Source organism: Stenotrophomonas sp. A3_2 (genome assembly GCF_036624925.1).
In the GTDB taxonomy this organism is placed as follows: Bacteria; Pseudomonadota; Gammaproteobacteria; order Xanthomonadales; family Xanthomonadaceae; genus Stenotrophomonas; species Stenotrophomonas hibiscicola.
Genome location: NZ_JAZKVY010000076.1, coordinates 18,656 through 39,610 on the forward strand (window position 1 = coordinate 18,656; position 20,955 = coordinate 39,610).

Sequence of the window (20,955 nt, forward strand, 5' to 3'; positions counted from 1 at the left end):
GGTATCGGCCGTGGCGGCGTGCGGTTGATGGCGGGTAAGCCGGCCAGTTTAAGCGCGATGCAGGGTTGCACGGTGCGCAAAGCACATCGGCGCCACTGCGGCAATGAGTGAACGCATTTGAGAATCACTCGCATTGATGGGAGAATGCGCGCACGGATCGGGCCGCAGGCGACTGCAGCGACGCTCCGCCTCCCCCTCGTCGTTGCCTCAAGCCCTTTGCCAGAGGCCCCGTTGCCCTGCCAGAAGGTCCAGATCATGTCTCCTGCCGTTGTCCTTTCGCCGCGCCCGCTGGCGCTTGCCGTTGCCGCCCTGCTGGCGGGCAGCGCCCTGACCGCCCAGGCCGGAACCGACGCCACCGATATCGACACGGTGCATGTCACCGCCTCGCAGATTGCCCGCCAGGCGTTGGGTACCTCGACCATCACCGCCGAGGACATCGCCAAGCGCCCGCCGGCCAACGACATCGCCGAACTGCTGCGCACCATGCCGGGCGTCAACCTCACCGGCAACAGTGCCTCGGGCCAGTACGGCAACAACCGCCAGATCGACCTGCGTGGCATGGGCCCGGAGAACACCCTGATCCTGGTCGACGGCAAGCGCATCGGTGCGCGTGATGCCGTGCGCATGGGCCGCAGCGGTGAGCGCAATACCCGCGGTGACACCAACTGGGTGCCAGCGGAAATGATCGAGCGCATCGAAGTACTGCGCGGCCCGGCGGCGGCGCGCTATGGCTCCGGTGCGTCCGGCGGCGTGGTCAACATCATCACCAAGCGCCCGACCGGCGACCTGACCGGTGCGGTCGACCTGTATGGCCTGGTGCCCGAGCACAGTGCCGAAGGTGGCAGCGAGCGTGTCGGCCTGCAGCTGAGTGGGCCGATGACCGACACCCTGTCGTTCCGCCTGTACGGCAACCTCAACAAGACCGACGCCGACTCACTGGACCTCAACCGCCAGTACGCCACCAACCCGAACGCAGTGCCGCCAGCTGGCCGCGAGGGCGTCAAGAACCGCGACGTCAACGCGCTGCTGCGCTGGGACGTGACCGCCAACCAGGTGGTGGAGTTCGAAGCCGGCACCAGCCGCCAGGGCAACATCTACGCCGGCGACCGCGCCGTCAGCACCACCGGTACCTCGACCGGCGTCGATCTGGCGGCACTGGCCGAGGGCGAAGCGGAGACCAACCGCATGTACCGCAACACCGGTGCGGTCACCCACCGCGGCCGTTGGGGTGATGTCACTTCGCGGGTGACGGCCGCAGTCGAGGCGGTCAACAACTCGCGCATCAATGAAGGCCTGGCCGGTGGCCCGGAGGGCAGCTTCAACGGCACCGACTGGTCGACCTCGCGCCTGCGCAACTACCAGCTGGATGGCGAAGTGAGTTTCCCGACCACGCTGGGCGGCGCCGAGAACGTCTGGACGCTCGGCTTCGAGTACCTGGACAGCCGCTTGACCGATCCCTATTCGATGAGCCAGTCCAGCAGCAGCGGCGGCGGCATCCCGGGGCTGTCGGCCGACCGTGCGCGTGGCAAGGCCGACGCGCAGACCACGGCGGCGTTCGTGGAAGACAACATCTACCTGGGCGAGCGCTGGATCGTTACCCCGGGCCTGCGCTTCGACCACCACAGCCAGTTCGGCAACAACACCAGCCCCAGCCTCAATGCGCAGTTCCGCATCAACAGCGACTGGGTGGTGAAGGGCGGCATTGCCCGCGCGTTCAAGGCGCCGAACCTGTACCAGTCGAATCCGGACTATCTCTACTACACCCGCGGCAACGGCTGCCCCAATGCGCTGCCGAGCCTGGGCGCTGGTTGCTACATGCGCGGCAACGCGGACCTGAAGGCGGAAACCAGCCTGAACAAGGAACTGGGCATCGAGTGGGCACCGCAGAGCGGCTGGCAGGCGTCATTGACCTACTTCCACAACGATTACAAGGACAAGATCCAGGCCGGATACACCCAGATCGGGCTGACCGCCGACACCAAGGGCCGCATCTTCCGCTGGGAGAACGCGCCGAAGGCGATCGTGCAGGGGCTGGAAGGCAACCTGGTCATTCCGCTGCTGGGCGAGCAGGGCAACCGCCTGAAGTGGAGCAACAACTTCACCTACATGGTGGAAAACGAGAACAAGACCACGCATCAGCCGCTGTCGGTGATTCCGAAGTACACGATCAACACCATGCTGGACTGGCAGGCCACCGACAGGCTGTCCGTGTTGCTGACCGGCACCTTCTACGGCAGGCAGGAACCGGCCACGACCAACATCAACAACGACCCGCGCTGCACTGGCAGCTGTGATGCATCGATCGCGCTGCAGGATCGTGGCGCGTACAACATCTGGGGCGTGAGCGCGCGCTACAAGGTGACCGAGACGGTCAGCTTCGGTTTCGGAGTGAACAATCTGGCCGACAAGCGCTTGTTCCGCGAGGCCAACAGCAGCGATGCCGGGGCGGCGACCTACAACGAGCCGGGCCGCGCATACTGGGCGAGCCTGCGCTTCGGCTTCTGACCGCAGGCGGTCGTCGGTCTGCAGCCCTCGCCGGGCCATGCCCGGAGGGCTCGTGTGGCCTGCAATGTTATAAACATCGTAATAGTCTCCCCCGCCGGCACCGCGTAGCCTGCACCGCATCGCAAAGGAGCTGTTGCCATGGGCCACGACCACGACCACCTGCCATCCCAGATCCGCCACGAGAAACCCCTGTGGTGGGCACTCGGCCTGACCACCACCTTCCTCGTCGTCGAAGTGGTGGGCGCGTTCTGGACCAACAGCCTGGCGCTGCTGTCCGACGCCGCGCACATGGCCACCGATGCGCTGGCGCTGATGATCGCGCTGGTCGCGGTGCGGCTGAGCCGGCGCCCGCCGGATGCGCGCCGCACCTACGGCTATGCACGGCTGGAAGCGTTGGGCGCGATGATCAACGGTGCCATGCTGTTCGTGGTCGCCGCCTACATCCTGTGGGAGGCGGTCGGCCGTTTCCGCCAGCCGCAGGAGATCGCCTCCTCCGGCATGCTGGTGATTGCTGCGGCGGGCCTGGTCATCAACCTGATCTCGATGCGCCTGCTGCAGGCGGGCAGTGGCGAGAGCCTCAACGTGAAGGGCGCCTACCTGGAAGTATGGGCCGACATGCTCGGCTCGGTGGCAGTGATTGCGGGCGCATTGTTGATCAAGTGGACCGGATGGAAACCGATCGACCCGATCCTGGCGGTGCTGATCGGCCTGTGGGTGCTGCCGCGTACCTACGTGCTGATGCGTGAGGCGATCAACGTGCTGCTGGAAGGCGTGCCCAAGGGCATGGATGTGGCCAGGGTGCGCGACAGCCTGTCCGGCCATGCTGCAGTGCTGGATGTGCATGACCTGCACGTGTGGGCGCTGGCCTCGAGCACGCCGGCGCTGACCGCGCACATCGTGATGCGCGACGGCACCGACGCCGATGCATTGCGCCGCGAGCTGGGCGGTCGCCTGCATGATGACTTCGGTATCGAGCACGTGACACTGCAGATTGAAGCGGACCATTGTGGCGAAGCCTGTGGCGGGCCGGCGCCGGCCAAGGGCGGCGGACACGAGGGCCACGAGGGCCACGAGGGCCACGACCATGGCGAGGACGCGCAGGGCCATCGTGGCCACGTGCATCGTTGAACGGGGTATGCCGTCACGCGGATCGGGTGAATCCGGCCGGGTGAAAACGGTCGGACAAAACCGATTGGACGAATCCGCCTTGGTAGAGCCGACTGTTGGTCGACTGCTCTCCCGCGAGGCTGCGACGAAGCCCGCGCTGCGCGCGATAGTCAACTGACAGTAGACTCTACCCAATCGTCCCGACACGACCGCGCAGGCTGCCTCCGTCCAGAGCAGCGAAGGTCATTCGTCCCGCCGCGAGGCCAGCCGATCCGCCAGCCGGGTTGGCTCCGGAAGCCGATAGCCACGCAGGGTGTGCTGCACCCAGCCCAGCGCGGTGTCGGCACTGACCCGATGGCCACCGGCCACGAACAGCGGCTTGCAGCGCACCTTGCTGCGCAGCACCCAGCCCAGTTGCTCGTCGCCATCCAGCAGCGGTGTATGCGCACCAGCTTCGGCGCCCGGTTCGACGAACCTTCCCACCAGTTTCGATTTCGCCACGCCGATGCTCGGCAGATCGGTGACCACGCCAAGATGCGCGGCGACGCCAAGCCGGCGCGGATGGCTGATGCCGTGGCCATCGACGAACACCAGGTCCGGCGTTCGTGGCAGCAGTGCCAGTGCGGCCAGCAATGCCGGCAGCTCGCGGAAGCTGAGCAGGCCCGGGATATAGGGCATCAGTGTGGGAACCCGCGCGATCTCCTGCGCCACGGGCTGCAGCGTCTTTGCATCCAGCAGTACCGCCGCGGCGCGGGTGATGGCGCCGTTGTCTTCGAAGCCGACATCCATCCCGGCCAGCCAGCGCACGCTGCGTGGCAGGCGGTCCTGGCGCTCCGCGCGGCCCGCCAGTTGCAGCTGCTGCGCACGGGCGGCAGCGACGCTGCCTTCCCAGCGCCCGGGATCGATCACCGTATTCATGGGTCACAGCATCGCACGGGCGGCGCCACGGCCCGGTGAGCGGCGGCCGGGCTACAATGGCGGCCTGCCTATCCTCGCGTTGGAGACCCTGCAGTGACCCGTAGACTCGTACTGTTGCGCCATGGCCAGAGCCAGTGGAACCTGGACAACCGCTTCACCGGTTGGGTCGATGTTGACCTGACCGAGCAGGGGCGTCGCGAAGCGGCCGCCGCCGGTCGCCTGATGCGCGAGGAAGGCCTGCAGTTCGACGTCGCCCATACCTCCGTACTGAAGCGCGCCATCCACACCCTGCAGGGTGCGCTGGCCGAGCTGGAGCAGGACTGGCTGCCGGTGAACAAGTCCTGGCGCCTCAATGAGCGCCACTACGGCGGCCTGCAGGGCCTGGACAAGGCCGAGACCGCGGCCAAGCACGGCGAGGAGCAGGTCAAGGTGTGGCGTCGTTCGTACGACATCCCGCCGCCGCCGATGGAACTGGAAGATCCGGGCCACCCGATCCATGACCGCCGTTACGCCGGTCTGGACCGCAACGCGCTGCCGGGCACCGAGTCGCTGGCCACCACCCTGGATCGCGTGCTGCCGTACTGGCACGACGCCATCGCCCCGCAGCTGAAGGACGGCAAGACCGTGCTGGTCACCGCCCACGGCAACTCGCTGCGCGCGCTGTACAAGTACCTCAACAATGTCTCGCGCGAGGAAATCCTCGAGCTGAACATCCCGACCGGCATCCCGCTGCTGTTCGAACTGAACGATGACCTGACCGTGCAGTCGTTCCGCTACCTGGGCGACCCGGAAGCGGCGCGCAAGGCCGCCGAAGCCGTGGCCAACCAGGGCAAGGCGAAATAAGAAGCAGAAGGCCGGCGCAAGCCGGCCTTCGCTTTTGTAGAGCCGAGCCCACGCTCGGCTGCTTTGGGCTTTTGCCGCACGAAGCATGAACCCGGAACGGAGAGCAGTCGCGCATGGCTCGACTCTACAGAAGGCCGCTCTGTGACCTTTGGCCGGTCCCCAACCTCACGCCCCCGGCTACCCTGTGAAATTACCCGCAGGAGAGCCTCATGAACGTCCGCAACCTGGTCCCGCTGGGCCTGACCATCGCCATCGCTGCTTCGCTGGCGGCCTGTGGCAAGAATGACGCCGCACCGGCGGCCAGCGCCGACGCCAAGCCAGCCTTCGACCTGTCGCAGATCAAGACGCCGCTGATTTCGCTCAACAGCGCCGACCTGGATCCGTCCATCTCCGCCTGTACCGACCTCAATGGCTTCGTCAACAGCAAGTGGCTGAAGGCCAACCCGGTGCCGGGCGACCAGACCACCTGGGGCAGCTTCGAGATCCTGCGCGAGCGCTCGCTGGAAGTGCAGCACGCGCTGGTGCAGCAGGCCGCCGCCAGCCAGGCCAAGGCCGGCTCGGTGGAAGCCAAGATCGGTGACATCTGGAAGACCGGCAACGACGAAGCGAAGATCGAAGCTGCCGGCCTGGCGCCGCTGCAGCCGCAGCTGGACAAGATCACCGCGCTTAACGACACCGCCGCCATCACCCGGTACCTGCGCGACAGCCAGGCCGAAGGCAAGGGCGTGCTGTTCTCGCTGTTCGCCAATGCCGACTACAAGGATTCGGCCAACGTCATCGCCTACGTCGGCCAGGGTGGCCTGGGCCTGCCGGAGAAGGGCTACTACTTCGACGATGCGCAGGCCAAGATCCGCGACGCCTACGTGGCCTATATCGCACAGGTGCTGACCCTGTCCGGCGTGGACGCGGCGCAGGCCGCCGAGCAGGCCAAGGCCGTGATGGCCTTCGAAACCCGCTTGGCCAAGGCCTCGATGTCGCGCATCGAAATGCGTGATCCGGCCAAGCGCTACAACCCGCTCAGCGCTCCTGAGGCCGACAGGCTGACCCCGAACTTCAGCTGGACCGCGCTGTTCGACACGCTGAAGGTGCCGGCCGCGCAGAAGTTCTCACTGGCCCAGCCGGGCTTCTTCGGTGAAATGGACAAGATGCTGGCCGACGTGCCGGCCAGCACCTGGCAGGCCTACCTGCGCTTCCACACCATCGACGATGCCGCGCCGTACCTGAGCAGCCAGTTCGAGAAGGCCAACTTCGAGTTCTACGGCACCACCCTGCGTGGCCAGAAGGAAATGCAGCCGCGCTGGAAGCGCGTGCTGGAGTCGGTCAACGGTGGCATGGGCGAAGCCCTGGGCCAGCTGTACGTCGACGCCGTGTTCCCGGCCGAGTCGAAGGTGGCCATGCAGCACCTGGTGGAGAACCTGTCGCAGGCATTGAAGGCGCGGCTGGAGCAGCTGCCGTGGATGGGCGAGGAAACGAAGAAGAAGGCACTGGAAAAGTGGGCCAGCTTCACCCCGAAGATCGGCTACCCGGACAAGTGGCGTGACTGGTCGGGCCTGCAGACCAACGGCGACAGCTACCTGGGCAACATGCAGGCGGCGCGTGCGTTCAACTACCGCTACATGCTGGACAAGATCGGCAAGCCGGTGGACAAGACCGAATGGGGCATGACCCCGCAGACCGTCAACGCGTACTACAACGCCACCAAGAACGAGATCGTGTTCCCGGCAGCGATCCTGCAGGCGCCGTTCTTCGACGCCAAGGCCGATCCGGCGCTGAACTACGGCGGCATCGGTGCGGTCATCGGCCACGAAATGATGCACGGCTACGACGACTCGGGCAGCCAGTTCGCCGCCAACGGCAACTTCGACAACTGGTGGACCGACGCCGACCGCAAGGCCTTCACCGAGCGTACCGACCAGCTGGTCGCGCAGTTCGACGGCTACGAGTCGGTGCCGGGCGTGTTCGTGAAGGGCAAGCTGACCCTGGGCGAGAACATCGGCGACCTGGGCGGCCTGACCGTGGCCTATGACGCGCTGCAGATGGCGCTGAAGGAAGACCCGAAGGCGAATGTCGAGGTCGATGGCCACAGCCAGGACCAGCGCTTCTTCATGAACTGGGCCACGGTGTGGCGCCGCAACTTCACCGATGGTGAGCTGCGCGTCCGCCTGAACACCGATCCGCACGCCCCGGCCAACTTCCGTGCCAACGGTGCGCCGTCGAACATGCCGTCCTATGCCGCTGCATTCCAGTGCAAGGCCGGTGATGCGATGGTGCGTGCCGACGACAAGCGCGTGGTGATCTGGTAATCGATCATCCGTGATGCATGATGCGAAAGGCCCGGCGAATGCCGGGCCTTTTGTTTTCCAGGCCGGCAGCGCAGCGCCGGCTGGTAGAGTCGACTGTTAGTCGACTATCGCGCGCAGCGCGGGATTTTCTCGAGCTGAACGACGAGCAGTCGACTAACAGTCGACTCTACCGGCGGGTCGTTTCACCGTCGGGAAGATCTCAGGCCAGCGCAGGTTCCCGCGCCAGCATGCGATGGAAGCGCTGCAGCACGTAGGGGTCCACCAGCCCGCCGGACTGCGCTTCGATGATCCGCAAGGCGGTTTCGTGCTCCATTGCGTCGCGATACGGGCGTACGCTGGTCATTGCATCGTAGGCATCGACGATGGTGACGATGCGCGCGCCCAGGGGAATGGTTTCACCGCGTAGCCCGTCGGGATAGCCGCTCCCATCGAACGCCTCGTGATGGGCACGGATCAGCTGCGCGACCGGCGCGGCGTCACTGCGACCGGTCGCCAGGAAGATGTGTTCGCCGCGCACCGGATGCTCACGCATGATCGCGCGTTCCTCGTCGGTATGGCGGCGCGGGGCCAGCAGCACCTCGTCGGGAATGCCGATTTTGCCGATGTCATGGAAGCGCGCGGCCAGGCCGACCTGTGCACAGGCCTCCTGACCCAGGTCGCAGTGCGCGGCCAGGCACTGCGCGAGCAGGCCGACGCGGTCGCAGTGGTGGCGGGTGTAGGCGTCGCGCATCTGCAGCGACATCGAGAGCGCATCGATCAGGCAGGACTGCGCGTGCAGCAGGTCGGGGGCGGGTACGGCGTCAGGGAGCATGGTCATCCGCCCGCACCGGGTGGGGACCGGTGCGGGGTGTTCGGGGGGGCGATCAACCCGGGGCGAGGGTGGTCAGAAGGGCGCGGGCCGCATTGAAGCGGTCTTCCGGCAACGGCAGCGGGTGCTTGATGCGCAGCTTGTCGGGCCCTTCCATGGCGTAGAGGTTCGGTTGTTTCTGGATCAGCTGGATCACCGCCATCGGGTCGATGTTCGGCTTGGACTCGAACACGATGCGGCCACCGTTCTCGCCCAGGTCCAGCTTGCGGATGCCCAGCGTGTTGGCCTTGAGCTTCAGCTCGGCGATGGCGAACAGGTGCTTGGCCGCATCCGGCAGCAGGCCGAAGCGGTCGATCATCTCCACCTGCAGCTCGCGCAGCGCATCGGTGTCGCGCGCGCTGGAAATACGCTTGTACAGGGTCAGGCGCGTGTGCACGTCCGGCAGGTAGTCTTCCGGGATCAGCGCCGGCACATGCAGCTCGACCTCGGCGCCGCGCACTTCTTCACCGGCATCCAGGTCGGGCAACTTGCCCTGCTTGATGCTGCGTACCGCGCGTTCCAGCAGCTCGGTATAGAGGCTGAAGCCGACCTCGGCCATCTGCCCGCTCTGGTCCTCGCCAAGCAGTTCACCGGCGCCGCGGATTTCCAGATCGTGTGTGGCCAGGGTGAAGCCGGCGCCCAGCTCGTCCATCGAGGCGATCGCTTCCAGGCGCTTCTCGGCGTCGGGGGTGATCGCGCGACGGTCGGGGGTGATCAGATAGGCGTAGGCACGGTGGTGCGAACGACCGACGCGGCCACGCAGCTGGTGCAGCTGGGCCAGGCCGAAACGGTCGGCACGGTTGATGATGATGGTGTTGGCGTTGGGGATGTCGATGCCCGATTCGATGATCGTGGTCGACAGCAGCACGTTGAAACGCTGCTTCTGGAAATCCAGCATCACCTTTTCCAGTTCGCGCTCGGGCATCTGCCCGTGGGCGATGCCGATGCGCGCTTCCGGCACCAGCTCGGACAGCTCGCGCTGCATGCGGCCGATGCTCTCCACGTCGTTGTGCAGGAAGTACAGCTGGCCGCCACGTGCCAGCTCGCGCTGGAAGGCTTCGCGCAGCAGCGCGTTGTCCCACTGGGTGATGAAGGTCTGCACCGCCAGCCGGTTCGGCGGCGGCGTGGCGATGATCGACAGGTCGCGCAGGCCGGCCATGGCCATGTTGAGCGTGCGCGGGATCGGCGTGGCGGTCAGCGTCAGCAGGTGCACGTTGGCGCGCAGCGCCTTCAGCGCCTCCTTCTGGCGCACGCCGAATCGCTGCTCCTCGTCGACGATGACCATGCCCAGGTCCTTGAACTTCACGTCCGGCTGCAGCAGGCGATGGGTGCCGACGATGACGTCGATGGTGCCGGCAGCGACCTTTTCCAGTTCGGCCTTGATTTCCTTGCTGGTCTTGAAGCGCGACAGCACCTCGACCTTCAGCGGGTAATCGGCGAAGCGGTCGCGGAAGTTGCGGTAGTGCTGTTCGGCCAGCAGCGTGGTCGGCACCAGCACGGCCACCTGCTTGCCGGCACTGGCGGCGGCGAACGCGGCGCGCACCGCCACCTCGGTCTTGCCGAAGCCGACGTCGCCGCAGACCACGCGGTCCATCGGCTGGCTGCTGGCCAGGTCGCGCAGGGTCGCATCGATCGCGGCCAGCTGGTCCGGGGTCTCCTCGAACGGGAAACCGGCCGCGAACGGCTCGTACATCGCGCGGTCGACCTGCAGTGCCAGGCCGGCACGCGCCTGGCGGCGGGCCTGGATCTCCAGCAGCTCGGCAGCAACGTCGCGTACTTTCTCGGCGGCCTTGCGCTTGGCCTTGCTCCACTGCTCGCCACCGAGCGAATGCAGCGGCGCGGTTTCCGCCGACGCACCGGAATAGCGGCTGATCAGGTGCAGCTGGGCGACCGGCACATACAGGCGGTCGCCCTTGGCATATTCGATTTCGAGGAACTCGCCGGGCATGCCGCCGACGTCCATCGCGATCAGGCCACGATAGCGGCCGACGCCATGATCCTCGTGCACGATCGGCGCGCCCTCGGTCAGTTCACCGAGGTCGCGGATGATCGCTTCCGGCTCGCGGCCGGCGCGGCGCGTGCGCCGGGTGCTGCCGGCGCGCTCGGGGAACAGCTGGCGCTCGGTCAGCACCGCGATGCGCGGATCGTCCAGCGCGAAGCCATCCTCCAGCGGTGCCACCGCGATCGCGAAGCGCGCGTCGTCGGCGAGGAAGCTGGGCAGGTCGGCCACCACCGGCGGCTTCAGCTCGGCGGCCTGCAGCACTTCCAGCAGCGCCTCGCGGCGGCCGGGTGAATCGGCGGCGATCAGTACCCGGCCCGGATAATGGCCGAGGAAGGATTTCAGCGCATCGCCGGCGGGGGCTTCGCGCGCGGCCACCGGCAGCGGTGGCAGCGGCTGGTCGCCCAGCGCGTGCGCGTCGGCGATGCGTGCATGGTCGGCGGCCCATACCTCGATGCGCGGGGCATCGTTCAGGCGCTCGCGCAGCAGCTCCGGCGACAGGTACAGCGCCGACGGCGGCAGCAGCGGCCGTTCCACATCGTGGCGGCGCTGCTCATAACGCTCGCCGGTCTGCGCCCAGAACGCCTCGGCGGCTTCGCCAGCACCGGCGCAGACCACCGGCAGGCTGCCGTCGGGCAGGTAGTCGAACAGGGTCGCGGTGCGTTCGAAAAACAGCGGCAGGTAGTACTCGACGCCGGCCGGGGCCAGCCCGGACTTCAGATCCTGGTACAGCGAACTGCGCCGGGTATCCACATCGAAACGCTCGCGCAGCGTGGCCAGCACGCGTGCGATGCTGGCCTCGTCCATCGGCACTTCGCGGCCGGGCAGCATGTGCACCGCCTCGACCTTGTCCAGCGAACGCTGGCTTTCCGGATCGAAGGCACGGATCGAGTCGATGTCCTCGTCCAGTAGTTCTACCCGCAGCGGCTCGTCGGCGCCCATCGGGAACACGTCCAGCAGGCCGCCGCGCACGGCGAAGTCGCCCGGGTCCATCACCTGCGGCACGTTGCGGTAGCCGGCGCTTTCCAGGCGGCGCTTCTCGGCCTCCAGGTCCAGGCGCTGGCCGACCTTCAGGTCGAAGCTGCCACCGATCACATAGCTGCGCGGGGCCAGCTGCTGCAGCAGGGTCTGCACCGGCACGATCACCAGGCCACGCTTCAGCGTGGGCAGGCGGTGCAGGGCAGCCAAGCGCTGCGAGATGATGTCCGGATGCGGGCTGAAGCGGTCATAGGGCAGGGTTTCCCAGTCAGGGAAGGCGACCACCGGCAGGGCCGGGTCGCCGCCAAGCAGGGTCTGCAGGTCGGCTTCAAGCTGGTTGGCACCGTGGTTGTCACGGGCGATCACCAGCAGCGGGGCGTCGTGCGCGCGCGCGGCCTGGGCCAGGTACCAGGCCAGGGCGGTCGGCGAGGCGGGGGCGCGCCACCAGGCGCGGAGCTGGCCGGCACGCGGCAGCGGCGGGGCGGGGTATGAGGTACGCGACATGGACTCCGGATTTTAGCAGAAGCCCCTGCCGGGCCCATGATCGTGACGTGAGCGGGTGTAGCGCCGGGCCAAGCCCGGCGAGCGCGGCGGTTGAATCAACGTCGCCGGGCATGGCCCGGCGCTACCTTCAGTTGTCCAACTCCAGCACCATCCGCACCAGGCCTTCGGCACCGTTCGGATGCGGCACCGGCTTGAAGCCCAGCGAGGCGGCCAGCTGCTTCATCGGCTCGTTCTCGGCGGCAACGTCGCCGTACAGGCGGTCCAGGTACTTGCCGCGGCCCCACTTCACCAGCTTGCGCATCAGCTGCCGGCCCAGGCCCTGGCCGATAAGGAAGCGGCTGATCAGGATCGCGTACTCGGCTTCACGGGTGCCGGGGATGATCGAGGCCCGGGCAACCGCGCCGACCACCGCTTCGCCAGCGGGCAGGGACTCGGCTGCGACCAGGGTGATCTCGGTCTTGGGGTTCGGGTGGGTCAGGCGCTGGGTAGTCTCCGGCGACAGTTCGGTCACCGCCTGCAGGAAACGATCACGGATTTCTTCCGGCCCGAACAGGCTGAATGCCGCTTGCAGCGGTGCGCCATCTTCCGGGCGGATGGGGCGGATCAGCAGCTCGTGGCCGCTGGGAGCCTTGAAGATCTCATGCCAGGGCGGCATGCGGTTGCGAGTGGCCATACCGGGTGATTCCTTGGTGGTCCATCGATTGTGGCATCACCGGGGCTGCATTCCGTGAACGGAAGGCTCACGGCGGTACAGCCTCGTGAAGGCCGTTATTCGGGGGCTTTGAGCCAATCCAGGCGGGTGCTGGCACCGGGTTCGCCCAGGTGCTGGCGCAGCGCCGGCAGGGCCGGGCCGACCACCCGGTCGAACTGCCAGGGCGGGTTGAGCAGCAGCATGCCGCTGCCGTTGAGCCGCAGCGGCGAGTCGTCAGGGCGCACCAGGAACTCGATCGTCATCGCCGACTTGACCGGCAGGGCAGTGGCCTTGCGCAGGAAGTGCAGGATGGTGCGCCGCTGCTTGATCGGGAACCAGACCGCACAGGTGGCCTGCGGCCAGCGTGCCAGAGTCTCGGCCAGGGCGGCCAGGACGTTCTGGTATTCCGCGTCCTGGGCCTCGTACGGCGGGTCGATCAGGACCAGGCCACGGCCGATCTTGCTGCCGTTGAACTTCGGCGGCAGCAGCGAGCGCAGCAGGGCATAGCCATCGCCGGCGCGCACGTCGACGCGGCTGTCATGGGCGAACAGGGCCTTCAGCGTGGCCGTTTCGGCCTCCTGAAGCTCACAGACCGCCATGCGGTCCTGCGCGCGCATGGCCTGTGCGCTCAACAGCGGCGAGCCCGGGTAGTTGGTCAGCGCGCCCACCGGATTGTCGGCCTGCACCGCCTTCAGGTAGCGCTCGACCACCTCGGGCAGCTTGGGCTGGGCCATCAGCCGCATGATTCCGGACTCGGCCTCCAGCGTCTTGCGGCTCTCTTCGCTGGCCAGCAGGTAGCGGCCGGCACCGCCGTGGGTATCGAGCACGAAGAACGGGCTGTCCTTGCGCTTGAAGCTGTCGATCAGGGCCAGCTGCACGATGTGCTTGAGCACATCGGCGTGGTTGCCGGCATGGAAGGCGTGGCGGTAGTTCATGGGCGGCAGTGTACGGGGCGGCGGCCGCAGCGGCTATGCTGCGCGCCATGACAGCTCCCGTTGCCCATGTCCTGGTGGTCGAGGACGAAGCCGCCATCGCCGAAACCGTGCTCTATGCGCTGCGCAGCGAAGGCTATGCCGCCAGCCACTGCCTGCTCGGCGGCGAGGCCCTGCAACGGCTGCAGGCCGGCGATATCGACGTGGTGGTGCTGGACGTGGGCCTGCCCGACCTGGGCGGTTTCGAAGTGTGCCGGCGGCTGCGCGCGCAGCCCGGGCCGGCGGCCAAGCTGCCGGTGATCTTCCTGACCGCCCGCAACGATGAAGTGGACCGGGTGCTGGGCCTGGAACTGGGCGCCGACGATTACATGACCAAGCCGTTCTCGCCGCGAGAACTGGTGGCGCGGGTGCGTGCGCGCCTGCGCCGCGCGGCACCGGTCAACGCAGGACCCAGCGCCGATGCGGGCTGGCAGGAACATGGCGCCTTTGCCATCGACCGCGAAGGTCGGCGTATCCGCTTCCGCGGCCAGGCACTGGACCTGACCCGCTACGAGTACGCGCTGCTGGAAGCGCTGCTGCAGCGCCCGGGCGCCATCCTCAGCCGTGCCCAGCTGATGGACCGTGGCTGGGACAGCAGTGCCGACAGCGCCGACCGCACCGTTGATACGCATGTAAAGACGCTGCGCGCCAAGCTGCGCGCGGCCGGTGCCAGCGAAGACCCCATCCGCACCCACCGTGGTCTTGGCTACGCGCTGGAGGTCTAGCCGATGCGCCTGGTATTGAAGCTGTTCCTCGGCTTCTTCCTGATAACCGGCATCGCCGCGTTCTTCGTGATGCGCGTGTTCGTCAACGAAGTGAAGCCCGGCGTGCGCCAGGCGATGGAATCGACCCTGGTCGATGCGGCCAACGTGCTGGCCGAGATGGCCGCCGCCGACGTCAAGGCCGGCACCATCGGCAGCGGCAGCTTCACCCGCAACCTCGCCAAGGCGCGGCAGCGTGACCTGAAAGCGATGGTCTGGCGCTTTCCCAAGCGCTCACTGGACTACCGGGTGACCATCACCGATGCCAAGGGCATCGTCATCTACGACTCGCTGGGCCGCGACCTGGGGCGCGACAACTCGCGCTGGAATGATGTCTATCGCACCCTGCGTGGCGAGTACGGTGCCCGCTCCAGCCCGGAAACGCCGGGCGAGGAAGGCAATACGGTGATGCATGTGGCGGCGCCGGTATACGACCCGGACGATGGGCGCACGCTGATCGGCGTGCTCAGCCTGGCCCAGCCCAACCGCAGCATCGATCCGTTCATCGCTGCAAGCCAACGCGCCATCATCGAGCGCGGCGCCTGGCTGATCGGATTGTCGGCGCTGGTCGGCGTGCTGGTGACGATGTGGCTCACCACGGGCCTTGGCCAGCTCAGCCGCTACGCGCGTGCGGTCAGCGCCGGCGAACCGGTGCCACCCCCGCGGCGGCGCCGCGACGAGATCGGCGACCTGGGCCAGGCACTGGAAACGATGCGCCGCAAGCTGGAGGGCAAGGCCTACGTCGAGCAGTACGTGCAGTCGCTGACGCATGAAATGAAGAGTCCGCTGGCGGCGATCCGCGGTGCCGCCGAGCTGCTGCAGGAGCCACTGCCGGAGGCCGACCGCGTGCATTTTGCACGCAGCATCGTCGATCAGCAGGAGCGGCTGACCGAGACGATCGACAAGCTGCTGGCGCTGGCCGAAGTGGAACAGCACGGCTGGCTGCAGACCCGCGATCCGATCGCGCTGCCAACCCTGCTGGCCGATGCGGCGGCGGCCGCGCAGGTGCGTGCGCAGGCGGCCGGCGTGCAGGTGCGCATCGGCAGCGTACCCGACATGCGCGTGCAGGGTGATGCCTATCTGCTGCGGCAGGCGTTGCACAACCTGATCGACAACGCCATTGCCTTCTCACCGCCCGGCGCGGACATCGCGCTGCAGGCCGAGGTGGACGGGCAGGGCGTACGCCTGCAGGTAGCGGATCGCGGTGCCGGCATTCCCGACTACGCGCGCGAACGGGTGTTCGAACGCTTCTATTCGCTGGCCCGCCCCGGCAGCGGCCGGCGCAGTTCCGGCCTGGGCCTGCCGTTCGTGCAGGAAGTGGCTCGCCTGCATGACGGACGCGCCAGCCTCGACGCCCGCGATGGCGGTGGCACGGTGGCCAGCCTGTGGCTGCCGTTGGGTGCTGCGGGCCAGCGCCCGCGCCGCTGACTTCACACTCGCTTCAAATTCGCCACAAACCCTGCTCACCGCAGCGGTCCATCCTGCAGCCCTCTCCAACGAGGATGGACCATGAAATCCCTGAAGATGCTGCTGCGGTTCGCCATTGTCGGCGGGCTGATCCTGTTGTTGCTGGTGCCGCTGATGATGATCCGCGGGGTGATCACCGAACGCAGCCAGTACCGCGACGAGGCCTTTGCGCGGGTGGCCGACAGCCGTGCCGGCACGCAGCAGCTGGTGGGCCCGGTGCGGGTGGTGCCGTGGGTGGAACGCAAGCAGGTTGAACTGGTTGACCCGCTGGGCGTCAAGAAGACCGAGGTGCAGGTCACCGAGGGGCACTGGCTGCAGATGCCGGCGTCGCTGGAGGTGGGCGGTGAGATGCTGCCGAGCCAGCGTGAGGTGGGGCTGTTCAAGGTGCCGGTGTACAGCTGGAACGGCCAGATGAAGGCGACCTTCGCCGCAGACGATTACCCGGTGAAGGCGGGCCGCAGTTACGGCCAGCCGTATGTGGCGGTGGGGGTTTCCGATGTCCGTGGCCTGGTCGGCACGCCGAACCTGCGCGTGGATGGCAAGCAGCTGCGTTTGCTGCCGGGTGTTGGTGCGGCCAGCGAGATCGGGCGGGGCCTGCATGCACCGGTGGCCGGTTTCGATGCGGATCAGGGCGGCACGCTGGCCGCCAGCACCGTTGAACTGGAGCTGCGCCTGGATGGCAGTCGCATGCTGTCGGTGGTGCCGGTGGGCGATGACACCCACATCGCGCTGCGTTCGAGCTGGCCGCATCCGTCGTTCAGCGGAGCTTTCCTGCCCAACGAGCGCCGCGTTGATGCGCAGGGATTCGATGCGCGCTGGGCGGTGTCCTCGCTGGCCTCCGACGCACAGCGGCAGCTGCGCAATGACGGTTCGGTGGACTCGCAGGCGGTGACGGTGTCGCTGGTCGATCCGGTCGATAGCTACACCCAGGCCGACCGTGCCTCGAAGTACGGCGTGCTGTTCGTGCTGCTGACCTTCCTCGGCTTCATCCTGTTCGAGCTGATCAAGTCGCTGCGCATCCACCCGCTGCAGTACCTGATGGTCGGCCTGGCGCTGGCGATCTTCTTCCTGCTGCTGATCAGCCTGTCCGAGCACATCGCGTTCTGGAAGGCCTACCTGGTTTCGGCGGTGGCCTGCATCGGCCTGCAGGCGGTGTACCTGGCCAATGTGCTGGGCCACTGGAAGCGCGGCTTCGGCTTCGCGGCGCTGCTGACCGTGCTGTACGGCGCGCTGTATGGCCTGCTGGTGTCGGAGAACAATGCGCTGCTGATGGGTTCGCTGCTGCTGTTCGTGATCCTGGCGCTGGCGATGTGGGTGACCCGTCGGGTGGACTGGTACGCGCTCGGCGCGGACCTGAAGTAAGGAGCAGGCCATGAGTTGGCGCCAAGGATTGCGGCAACGGGCACGGCAGGGTATTCCGGCCCTGTTGGAAGTGGATGCACTGCTGCAGGCACATGGCGTGCTGGCGGCCCTGCCGGGGGCACGGATCGCCCCCGGCCTGGTCCGCTTCCAGCTGGCGGCGGCGACCTGCCAAGGACTGCGGGGCAAGGGCCTGGGCTGGTTGCAGGGTGCGCGGCAGGGACGTGGCGCAGTGGCCGGACGGGTGCCGCGCTACCGGCCATGGAAGGCCGGGGCGGAAGCGCTGGCCGAAATCGGCATCGACGGCCTGCCCGATGACTGGCCCGCGCATGCGGCGGTGTACGGCTGCTGCAGCGTCGACCGGCGGCACTGGTTGTTGTTGCTGCCGGAGCGGGCGCAGTTGTGGTTGGGGTGGAGGGGGTGATCGGGTTGTTCATCCACGCATGGCGTGGATCTACTGCTGTCCATGACCGATGGGACGGTATCGGCGCGCCCCTGCTGGCTAGACTCGATGGGTTGAAGATCGAGCCGAAGGGCAGGGGTGCGATGTGTTGAAGTGGGGCGTGCTGGCCGCAGCGCTGGTGATGGGTGGCAATGCAGGGGCGCAGCAGCGCGAGACGGTGGACCTGGACATGGTCAGCCGCATCCGCCAGGAGGCCTTCCACCGGTCGCAGGTGATGGACACCTTCAGTTACCTCACCGAACGCATTGGACCGCGGTTGACCAACTCGCCGGCGATGGGCCGCGCCAATGCGTGGACCCGCGGCAAGTTCAACGAATGGAAGCTGGACAACGTCCACGACGAGGCCTTCGATGATTTCGGCCGTGGCTGGGAATTCACCTCGGCGAGCGTGGAAATGCTGGGTGACCGCGTGCAGCCGCTGCATGCGCTGCCCAAGGCCTGGACCCCCGGTACGAAGGGCCCGGTCGAAGGCGAGCTGGTGCAGGTCGACATCAAGAAGCCCGAAGACATAGAGAAGTACCGCGGCAAGCTGCGTGGCAAGATCCTCCTGCTGGGCGAGGCACGCGAATACAAGCGGGGCACCGAGCCCGATTCGCACCGCCACGACGCCACCTCGCTGGAGGGCCTGCAGGAGTTCACCCTGCCCAAGGACAAGGACGCCACCGCCGAGCGCGCCAAGCGGGTCAAGGAATACCAGGAACGCCAGCAGCTGGCGGCCAAGGTCAATGCCTTCTTCGTGGAAGAGGGCGCTCTGGCCTCGATCGGCATCAGCAGCTGGGACAACGGCATCATCCGCGTTGCCGGTGGTGGTTCGCGCAAGGCCGGTGAGTCGGTGGGCATTCCCGAGCTGGCGATGATCAGCGAGCACTTCAATCCGCTGGTACGCGCGCTGGAGGCCAAGCAGACCGTGCGCCTGCGCGTGGATGTGGCCGCACGCTTCACCGACGAGGCCGACCAGCCCGGCTACAACACGCTGGCCGAGATCCGTGGCAGCAGCAAGCCCGATGAAGTGGTGATGATCGGCGCGCACCTGGATTCCTGGCACAGCGGCACCGGTGCGGCCGACAACGCCGCCGGCGTGGCGGTGATGATGGAGGCGATGCGCATCCTCAAGGCCACCGGCGCCAAGCCCAAGCGCACCATCCGCGTGGCGCTGTGGAGCGGCGAGGAGCAGGGCCTGATCGGCTCGCAGGCCTATGTGGCCAAGCACTTCGGCAAGTTCCCGGAGCCGACCGACCCGGCGCAGAAGGCGCTGCCGGCGTCGCTGCGCGAGCCGACCGGCGCACTGCAGAAGACCCGCGACTACGGCAAGTTCCAGGTCTACTTCAACATGGACAACGGCTCGGGCCGCTTCCGTGGCATCTACGCTCAGGAAAACCTGGCGGCCATGCCCATCTTCGAAGCCTGGCTGGCGCCGTTCCATGACGTGGGCGCCACCACCGTGGCCACCCGCAACACTGGCAGCACCGACCACATCAGCTTCGACCGCATCGGCCTGCCGGGCTTCCAGTTCATCCAGGACCGGCTGGACTACTTCACCAATGTCCACCACAGCCACCTGGACACCTGGGACCACGCCGAACCGGAAGACCTGAAGCAGGCCGCTGCCATCGTCGCCTCGTTCGCCTACAACGCCGCGATGCGCGAGCAGCCGTTCCCGCGCAAGGTGGAACCGTAAAAGGGGACGGAGGGGATTAAGTCGCATCTCCCCTCCGTTTCCCGGTTGCAGTGCCCACGGGCTGGGCAATCACGACTTAATCCCCTCCGTCCCCTTTTTCCGTCGGGGGCGGCGGGCTGGTAAAATCGGGGGATTCCCGTTCCTCGAGCCGTCCATGACCTGCCGCACCCGCTTCGCCCCCAGTCCCACCGGCTACCTCCACATCGGTGGTGCCCGCACCGCGCTGTACTGCTGGCTGGAGGCCCGCCACCGTGGCGGCGAGTTCGTGCTGCGCATCGAGGACACCGACCGTGAACGCAGCACCCAGGGTGCGATCGACGCCATCCTGGAGGCGATGGAGTGGCTGGGCCTGGACTATGACGAAGGCCCGATCTACCAGACCGACCGCGTTGCCCGTTACCAGGAAGTGGCCGAGCAGCTGATCGCCGAGGGCAAGGCGTACTACGCCTACGAGACCCGCGAGGAGCTGGATGCCATGCGCGAGGCCGCCATGGCCAGGCAGGAAAAGCCGCGCTACAACGGCGCTGCGCGCGATCTGGGCCTGCCCTACAGGGACGACCCGAACCGCGTCGTCCGCTTCAAGAATCCGCTGGAAGGCACGGTGGTGTTCGACGACCTGATCAAGGGCCGCATCGAGATCGCCAACAGCGAGCTGGATGACATGGTGATCTTCCGCCCGGACGGCTACCCCACCTACAACTTCGCGGTGGTGGTGGACGACTGGGACATGGGCATCACCGAGGTCATCCGCGGCGACGACCACATCAACAACACCCCGCGCCAGATCAACCTGTACGAAGGCATTGGTGCGCCGGTGCCGAAGTTCGGCCACATGCCGATGATCCTGGACGAGCAGGGCGCCAAGTTGTCCAAGCGCACCGGCGCGGCCGACGTGATGCAGTACAAGGACGCCGGCTACCTGCCCGATGCGCTGCTGAGCTACCTGGCCCGTCTCGGCTGGTCGCACGGTGACCAGGAGCTGTTCAGCCGCCAGGAGCTGATCGAGCTGTTCGACGTGAAGGACTGCAACTCCAAGGCCTCGCGACTGGACATGGCCAAGCTGGGCTGGGTCAACCAGCACTTCCTGAAGACCGAGGATGTGGCCGCGATCGTGCCGCACCTGGTCTACCAGCTGCAGAAGCTGGGGCTGGACGTGGCTGCCGGACCGGCACCGGAGGACGTGGTGATCGCCCTGCGTGAACGCGTGCAGACCCTGAAGGAGATGGCCGAGAAAGCCGTGGTCTGGTACCAGCCGCTGACCGAGTACGATGACGCGGCGGTGGCCAAGCACTTCAAGGCCGGTGCCGAGGTGGCGCTGGGCAAGGCCCGCGAGCTGCTGGCGGCGTTGCCGGAATGGACCGCCGAATCGGTGGGCCTGGCCCTGCATGACGCGGCCGCAGCGCTGGAGATCGGCATGGGCAAGGTGGCCCAGCCGTTGCGCGTGGCCATCACCGGTACCCAGGTCAGTCCTGACATTTCCCATACCGTGTACCTGGCTGGCCGCGAGCAGGCCTTGAAACGCATCGATGTGGCCATCACCAAGGTAGCAACGGCCTGAGGC

General features: G+C 67.1%; 15 protein-coding genes. 10 read left to right on the forward strand and 5 right to left on the reverse strand.

What is annotated here, in order from left to right; genetic code table 11:
* Positions 1–255 precede the first annotated feature (255 nt).
* Together R5H29_RS01355 and R5H29_RS01360 are read left to right on the forward strand one after the other, a co-directional pair.
* Positions 256–2,505 (forward strand): TonB-dependent siderophore receptor, encoded by a 2,250-nt coding sequence (locus tag R5H29_RS01355; protein WP_332328614.1) that lies wholly within the window; start codon positions 256–258, stop codon positions 2,503–2,505.
* 138 nt (positions 2,506–2,643) lie between these two features.
* Positions 2,644–3,633 carry a cation diffusion facilitator family transporter gene (locus R5H29_RS01360; RefSeq protein WP_332328615.1) on the forward strand — a complete coding sequence of 330 codons (990 nt, stop codon included), beginning with the start codon at positions 2,644–2,646 and terminating at the stop codon, positions 3,631–3,633.
* A 222-nt stretch (positions 3,634–3,855) separates the two neighbouring features.
* On the opposite strand, the gene nfi is transcribed toward R5H29_RS01360, so the two are convergent.
* Positions 3,856–4,530, reverse strand: coding sequence for a deoxyribonuclease V (nfi, locus tag R5H29_RS01365; RefSeq protein ID WP_332328616.1), 675 nt, complete (start codon positions 4,528–4,530; stop codon positions 3,856–3,858).
* 93 nt (positions 4,531–4,623) lie between these two features.
* Between nfi and gpmA the strand changes: the two genes are divergently transcribed.
* Together gpmA and R5H29_RS01375 are read left to right on the forward strand one after the other, a co-directional pair.
* Positions 4,624–5,373, forward strand: coding sequence for a 2,3-diphosphoglycerate-dependent phosphoglycerate mutase (gene gpmA / locus R5H29_RS01370; protein ID WP_019659181.1), 750 nt, complete (start codon positions 4,624–4,626; stop codon positions 5,371–5,373).
* A gap of 209 nt (positions 5,374–5,582) precedes the next feature.
* Positions 5,583–7,676: a M13-type metalloendopeptidase gene (locus tag R5H29_RS01375; RefSeq protein WP_332328617.1), complete on the forward strand. Its 2,094-nt coding sequence runs from the start codon at positions 5,583–5,585 to the stop codon at positions 7,674–7,676.
* Positions 7,677–7,875: 199 nt separating this feature from the next.
* Here the strand turns inward: R5H29_RS01375 and R5H29_RS01380 are convergent, their stop codons facing one another.
* The 4 genes from R5H29_RS01380 to R5H29_RS01395 form a co-directional block, all read right to left on the reverse strand.
* Positions 7,876–8,493, reverse strand: a complete 618-nt coding sequence (locus R5H29_RS01380) for an HD-GYP domain-containing protein (protein WP_058983344.1) — start codon at positions 8,491–8,493, stop codon at positions 7,876–7,878.
* Between the two features lie 46 nt (positions 8,494–8,539).
* A complete protein-coding gene (mfd, locus tag R5H29_RS01385) occupies positions 8,540–12,004 on the reverse strand; it encodes a transcription-repair coupling factor (protein ID WP_332328618.1) in 3,465 nt (1,154 codons plus the stop codon).
* Between the two features lie 127 nt (positions 12,005–12,131).
* The gene (locus tag R5H29_RS01390) at positions 12,132–12,677 is read right to left on the reverse strand and encodes a GNAT family N-acetyltransferase (RefSeq protein ID WP_019659177.1); all 546 of its coding nucleotides are present in this window, start codon (positions 12,675–12,677) and stop codon (positions 12,132–12,134) included.
* A gap of 95 nt (positions 12,678–12,772) precedes the next feature.
* On the reverse strand, positions 12,773–13,630 hold the full coding sequence (locus R5H29_RS01395) for a 23S rRNA (adenine(2030)-N(6))-methyltransferase RlmJ (protein WP_021202507.1): 858 nt from the start codon (positions 13,628–13,630) through the stop codon (positions 12,773–12,775).
* Positions 13,631–13,665: 35 nt separating this feature from the next.
* Between R5H29_RS01395 and creB the strand changes: the two genes are divergently transcribed.
* From creB to gltX, 6 genes are all read left to right on the forward strand, one after another.
* Positions 13,666–14,391: a two-component system response regulator CreB gene (creB, locus tag R5H29_RS01400; protein WP_332328619.1), complete on the forward strand. Its 726-nt coding sequence runs from the start codon at positions 13,666–13,668 to the stop codon at positions 14,389–14,391.
* Positions 14,392–14,394: 3 nt separating this feature from the next.
* On the forward strand, positions 14,395–15,855 hold the full coding sequence (gene creC, locus R5H29_RS01405) for a two-component system sensor histidine kinase CreC (RefSeq protein WP_227844000.1): 1,461 nt from the start codon (positions 14,395–14,397) through the stop codon (positions 15,853–15,855).
* Between the two features lie 81 nt (positions 15,856–15,936).
* Positions 15,937–17,256: a cell envelope integrity protein CreD gene (gene creD, locus R5H29_RS01410; protein ID WP_332328620.1), complete on the forward strand. Its 1,320-nt coding sequence runs from the start codon at positions 15,937–15,939 to the stop codon at positions 17,254–17,256.
* Positions 17,257–17,266: 10 nt separating this feature from the next.
* The gene (locus R5H29_RS01415) at positions 17,267–17,677 is read left to right on the forward strand and encodes a hypothetical protein (protein ID WP_019659172.1); all 411 of its coding nucleotides are present in this window, start codon (positions 17,267–17,269) and stop codon (positions 17,675–17,677) included.
* Positions 17,678–17,801: 124 nt separating this feature from the next.
* Positions 17,802–19,394: a M20/M25/M40 family metallo-hydrolase gene (locus R5H29_RS01420; RefSeq protein ID WP_171952284.1), complete on the forward strand. Its 1,593-nt coding sequence runs from the start codon at positions 17,802–17,804 to the stop codon at positions 19,392–19,394.
* A gap of 154 nt (positions 19,395–19,548) precedes the next feature.
* Entirely contained in the window at positions 19,549–20,952 is a 1,404-nt protein-coding gene (gene gltX, locus R5H29_RS01425; protein ID WP_180876000.1) for a glutamate--tRNA ligase, read from the forward strand.
* The last annotated feature ends 3 nt before the right edge of the window (positions 20,953–20,955 follow it).

What these genes read in the sequence shown, in the direction of transcription:
- R5H29_RS01355 (WP_332328614.1), top strand. Translation starts at nt 256, where the DNA reads ATGTCTCCTGCCGTTGTCCTTTCGCCGCGCCCGCTGGCGCTTGCCGTT.
- R5H29_RS01360 (WP_332328615.1), top strand. Translation starts at nt 2,644, where the DNA reads ATGGGCCACGACCACGACCACCTGCCATCCCAGATCCGCCACGAGAAA.
- nfi (WP_332328616.1), bottom strand. Translation starts at nt 4,530, where the DNA reads ATGAATACGGTGATCGATCCCGGGCGCTGGGAAGGCAGCGTCGCTGCC.
- R5H29_RS01375 (WP_332328617.1), top strand. Translation starts at nt 5,583, where the DNA reads ATGAACGTCCGCAACCTGGTCCCGCTGGGCCTGACCATCGCCATCGCT.
- R5H29_RS01380 (WP_058983344.1), bottom strand. Translation starts at nt 8,493, where the DNA reads ATGACCATGCTCCCTGACGCCGTACCCGCCCCCGACCTGCTGCACGCG.
- mfd (WP_332328618.1), bottom strand. Translation starts at nt 12,004, where the DNA reads ATGTCGCGTACCTCATACCCCGCCCCGCCGCTGCCGCGTGCCGGCCAG.
- R5H29_RS01390 (WP_019659177.1), bottom strand. Translation starts at nt 12,677, where the DNA reads ATGGCCACTCGCAACCGCATGCCGCCCTGGCATGAGATCTTCAAGGCT.
- R5H29_RS01395 (WP_021202507.1), bottom strand. Translation starts at nt 13,630, where the DNA reads ATGAACTACCGCCACGCCTTCCATGCCGGCAACCACGCCGATGTGCTC.
- creB (WP_332328619.1), top strand. Translation starts at nt 13,666, where the DNA reads ATGCTGCGCGCCATGACAGCTCCCGTTGCCCATGTCCTGGTGGTCGAG.
- creC (WP_227844000.1), top strand. Translation starts at nt 14,395, where the DNA reads ATGCGCCTGGTATTGAAGCTGTTCCTCGGCTTCTTCCTGATAACCGGC.
- creD (WP_332328620.1), top strand. Translation starts at nt 15,937, where the DNA reads ATGAAATCCCTGAAGATGCTGCTGCGGTTCGCCATTGTCGGCGGGCTG.
- R5H29_RS01415 (WP_019659172.1), top strand. Translation starts at nt 17,267, where the DNA reads ATGAGTTGGCGCCAAGGATTGCGGCAACGGGCACGGCAGGGTATTCCG.
- gltX (WP_180876000.1), top strand. Translation starts at nt 19,549, where the DNA reads ATGACCTGCCGCACCCGCTTCGCCCCCAGTCCCACCGGCTACCTCCAC.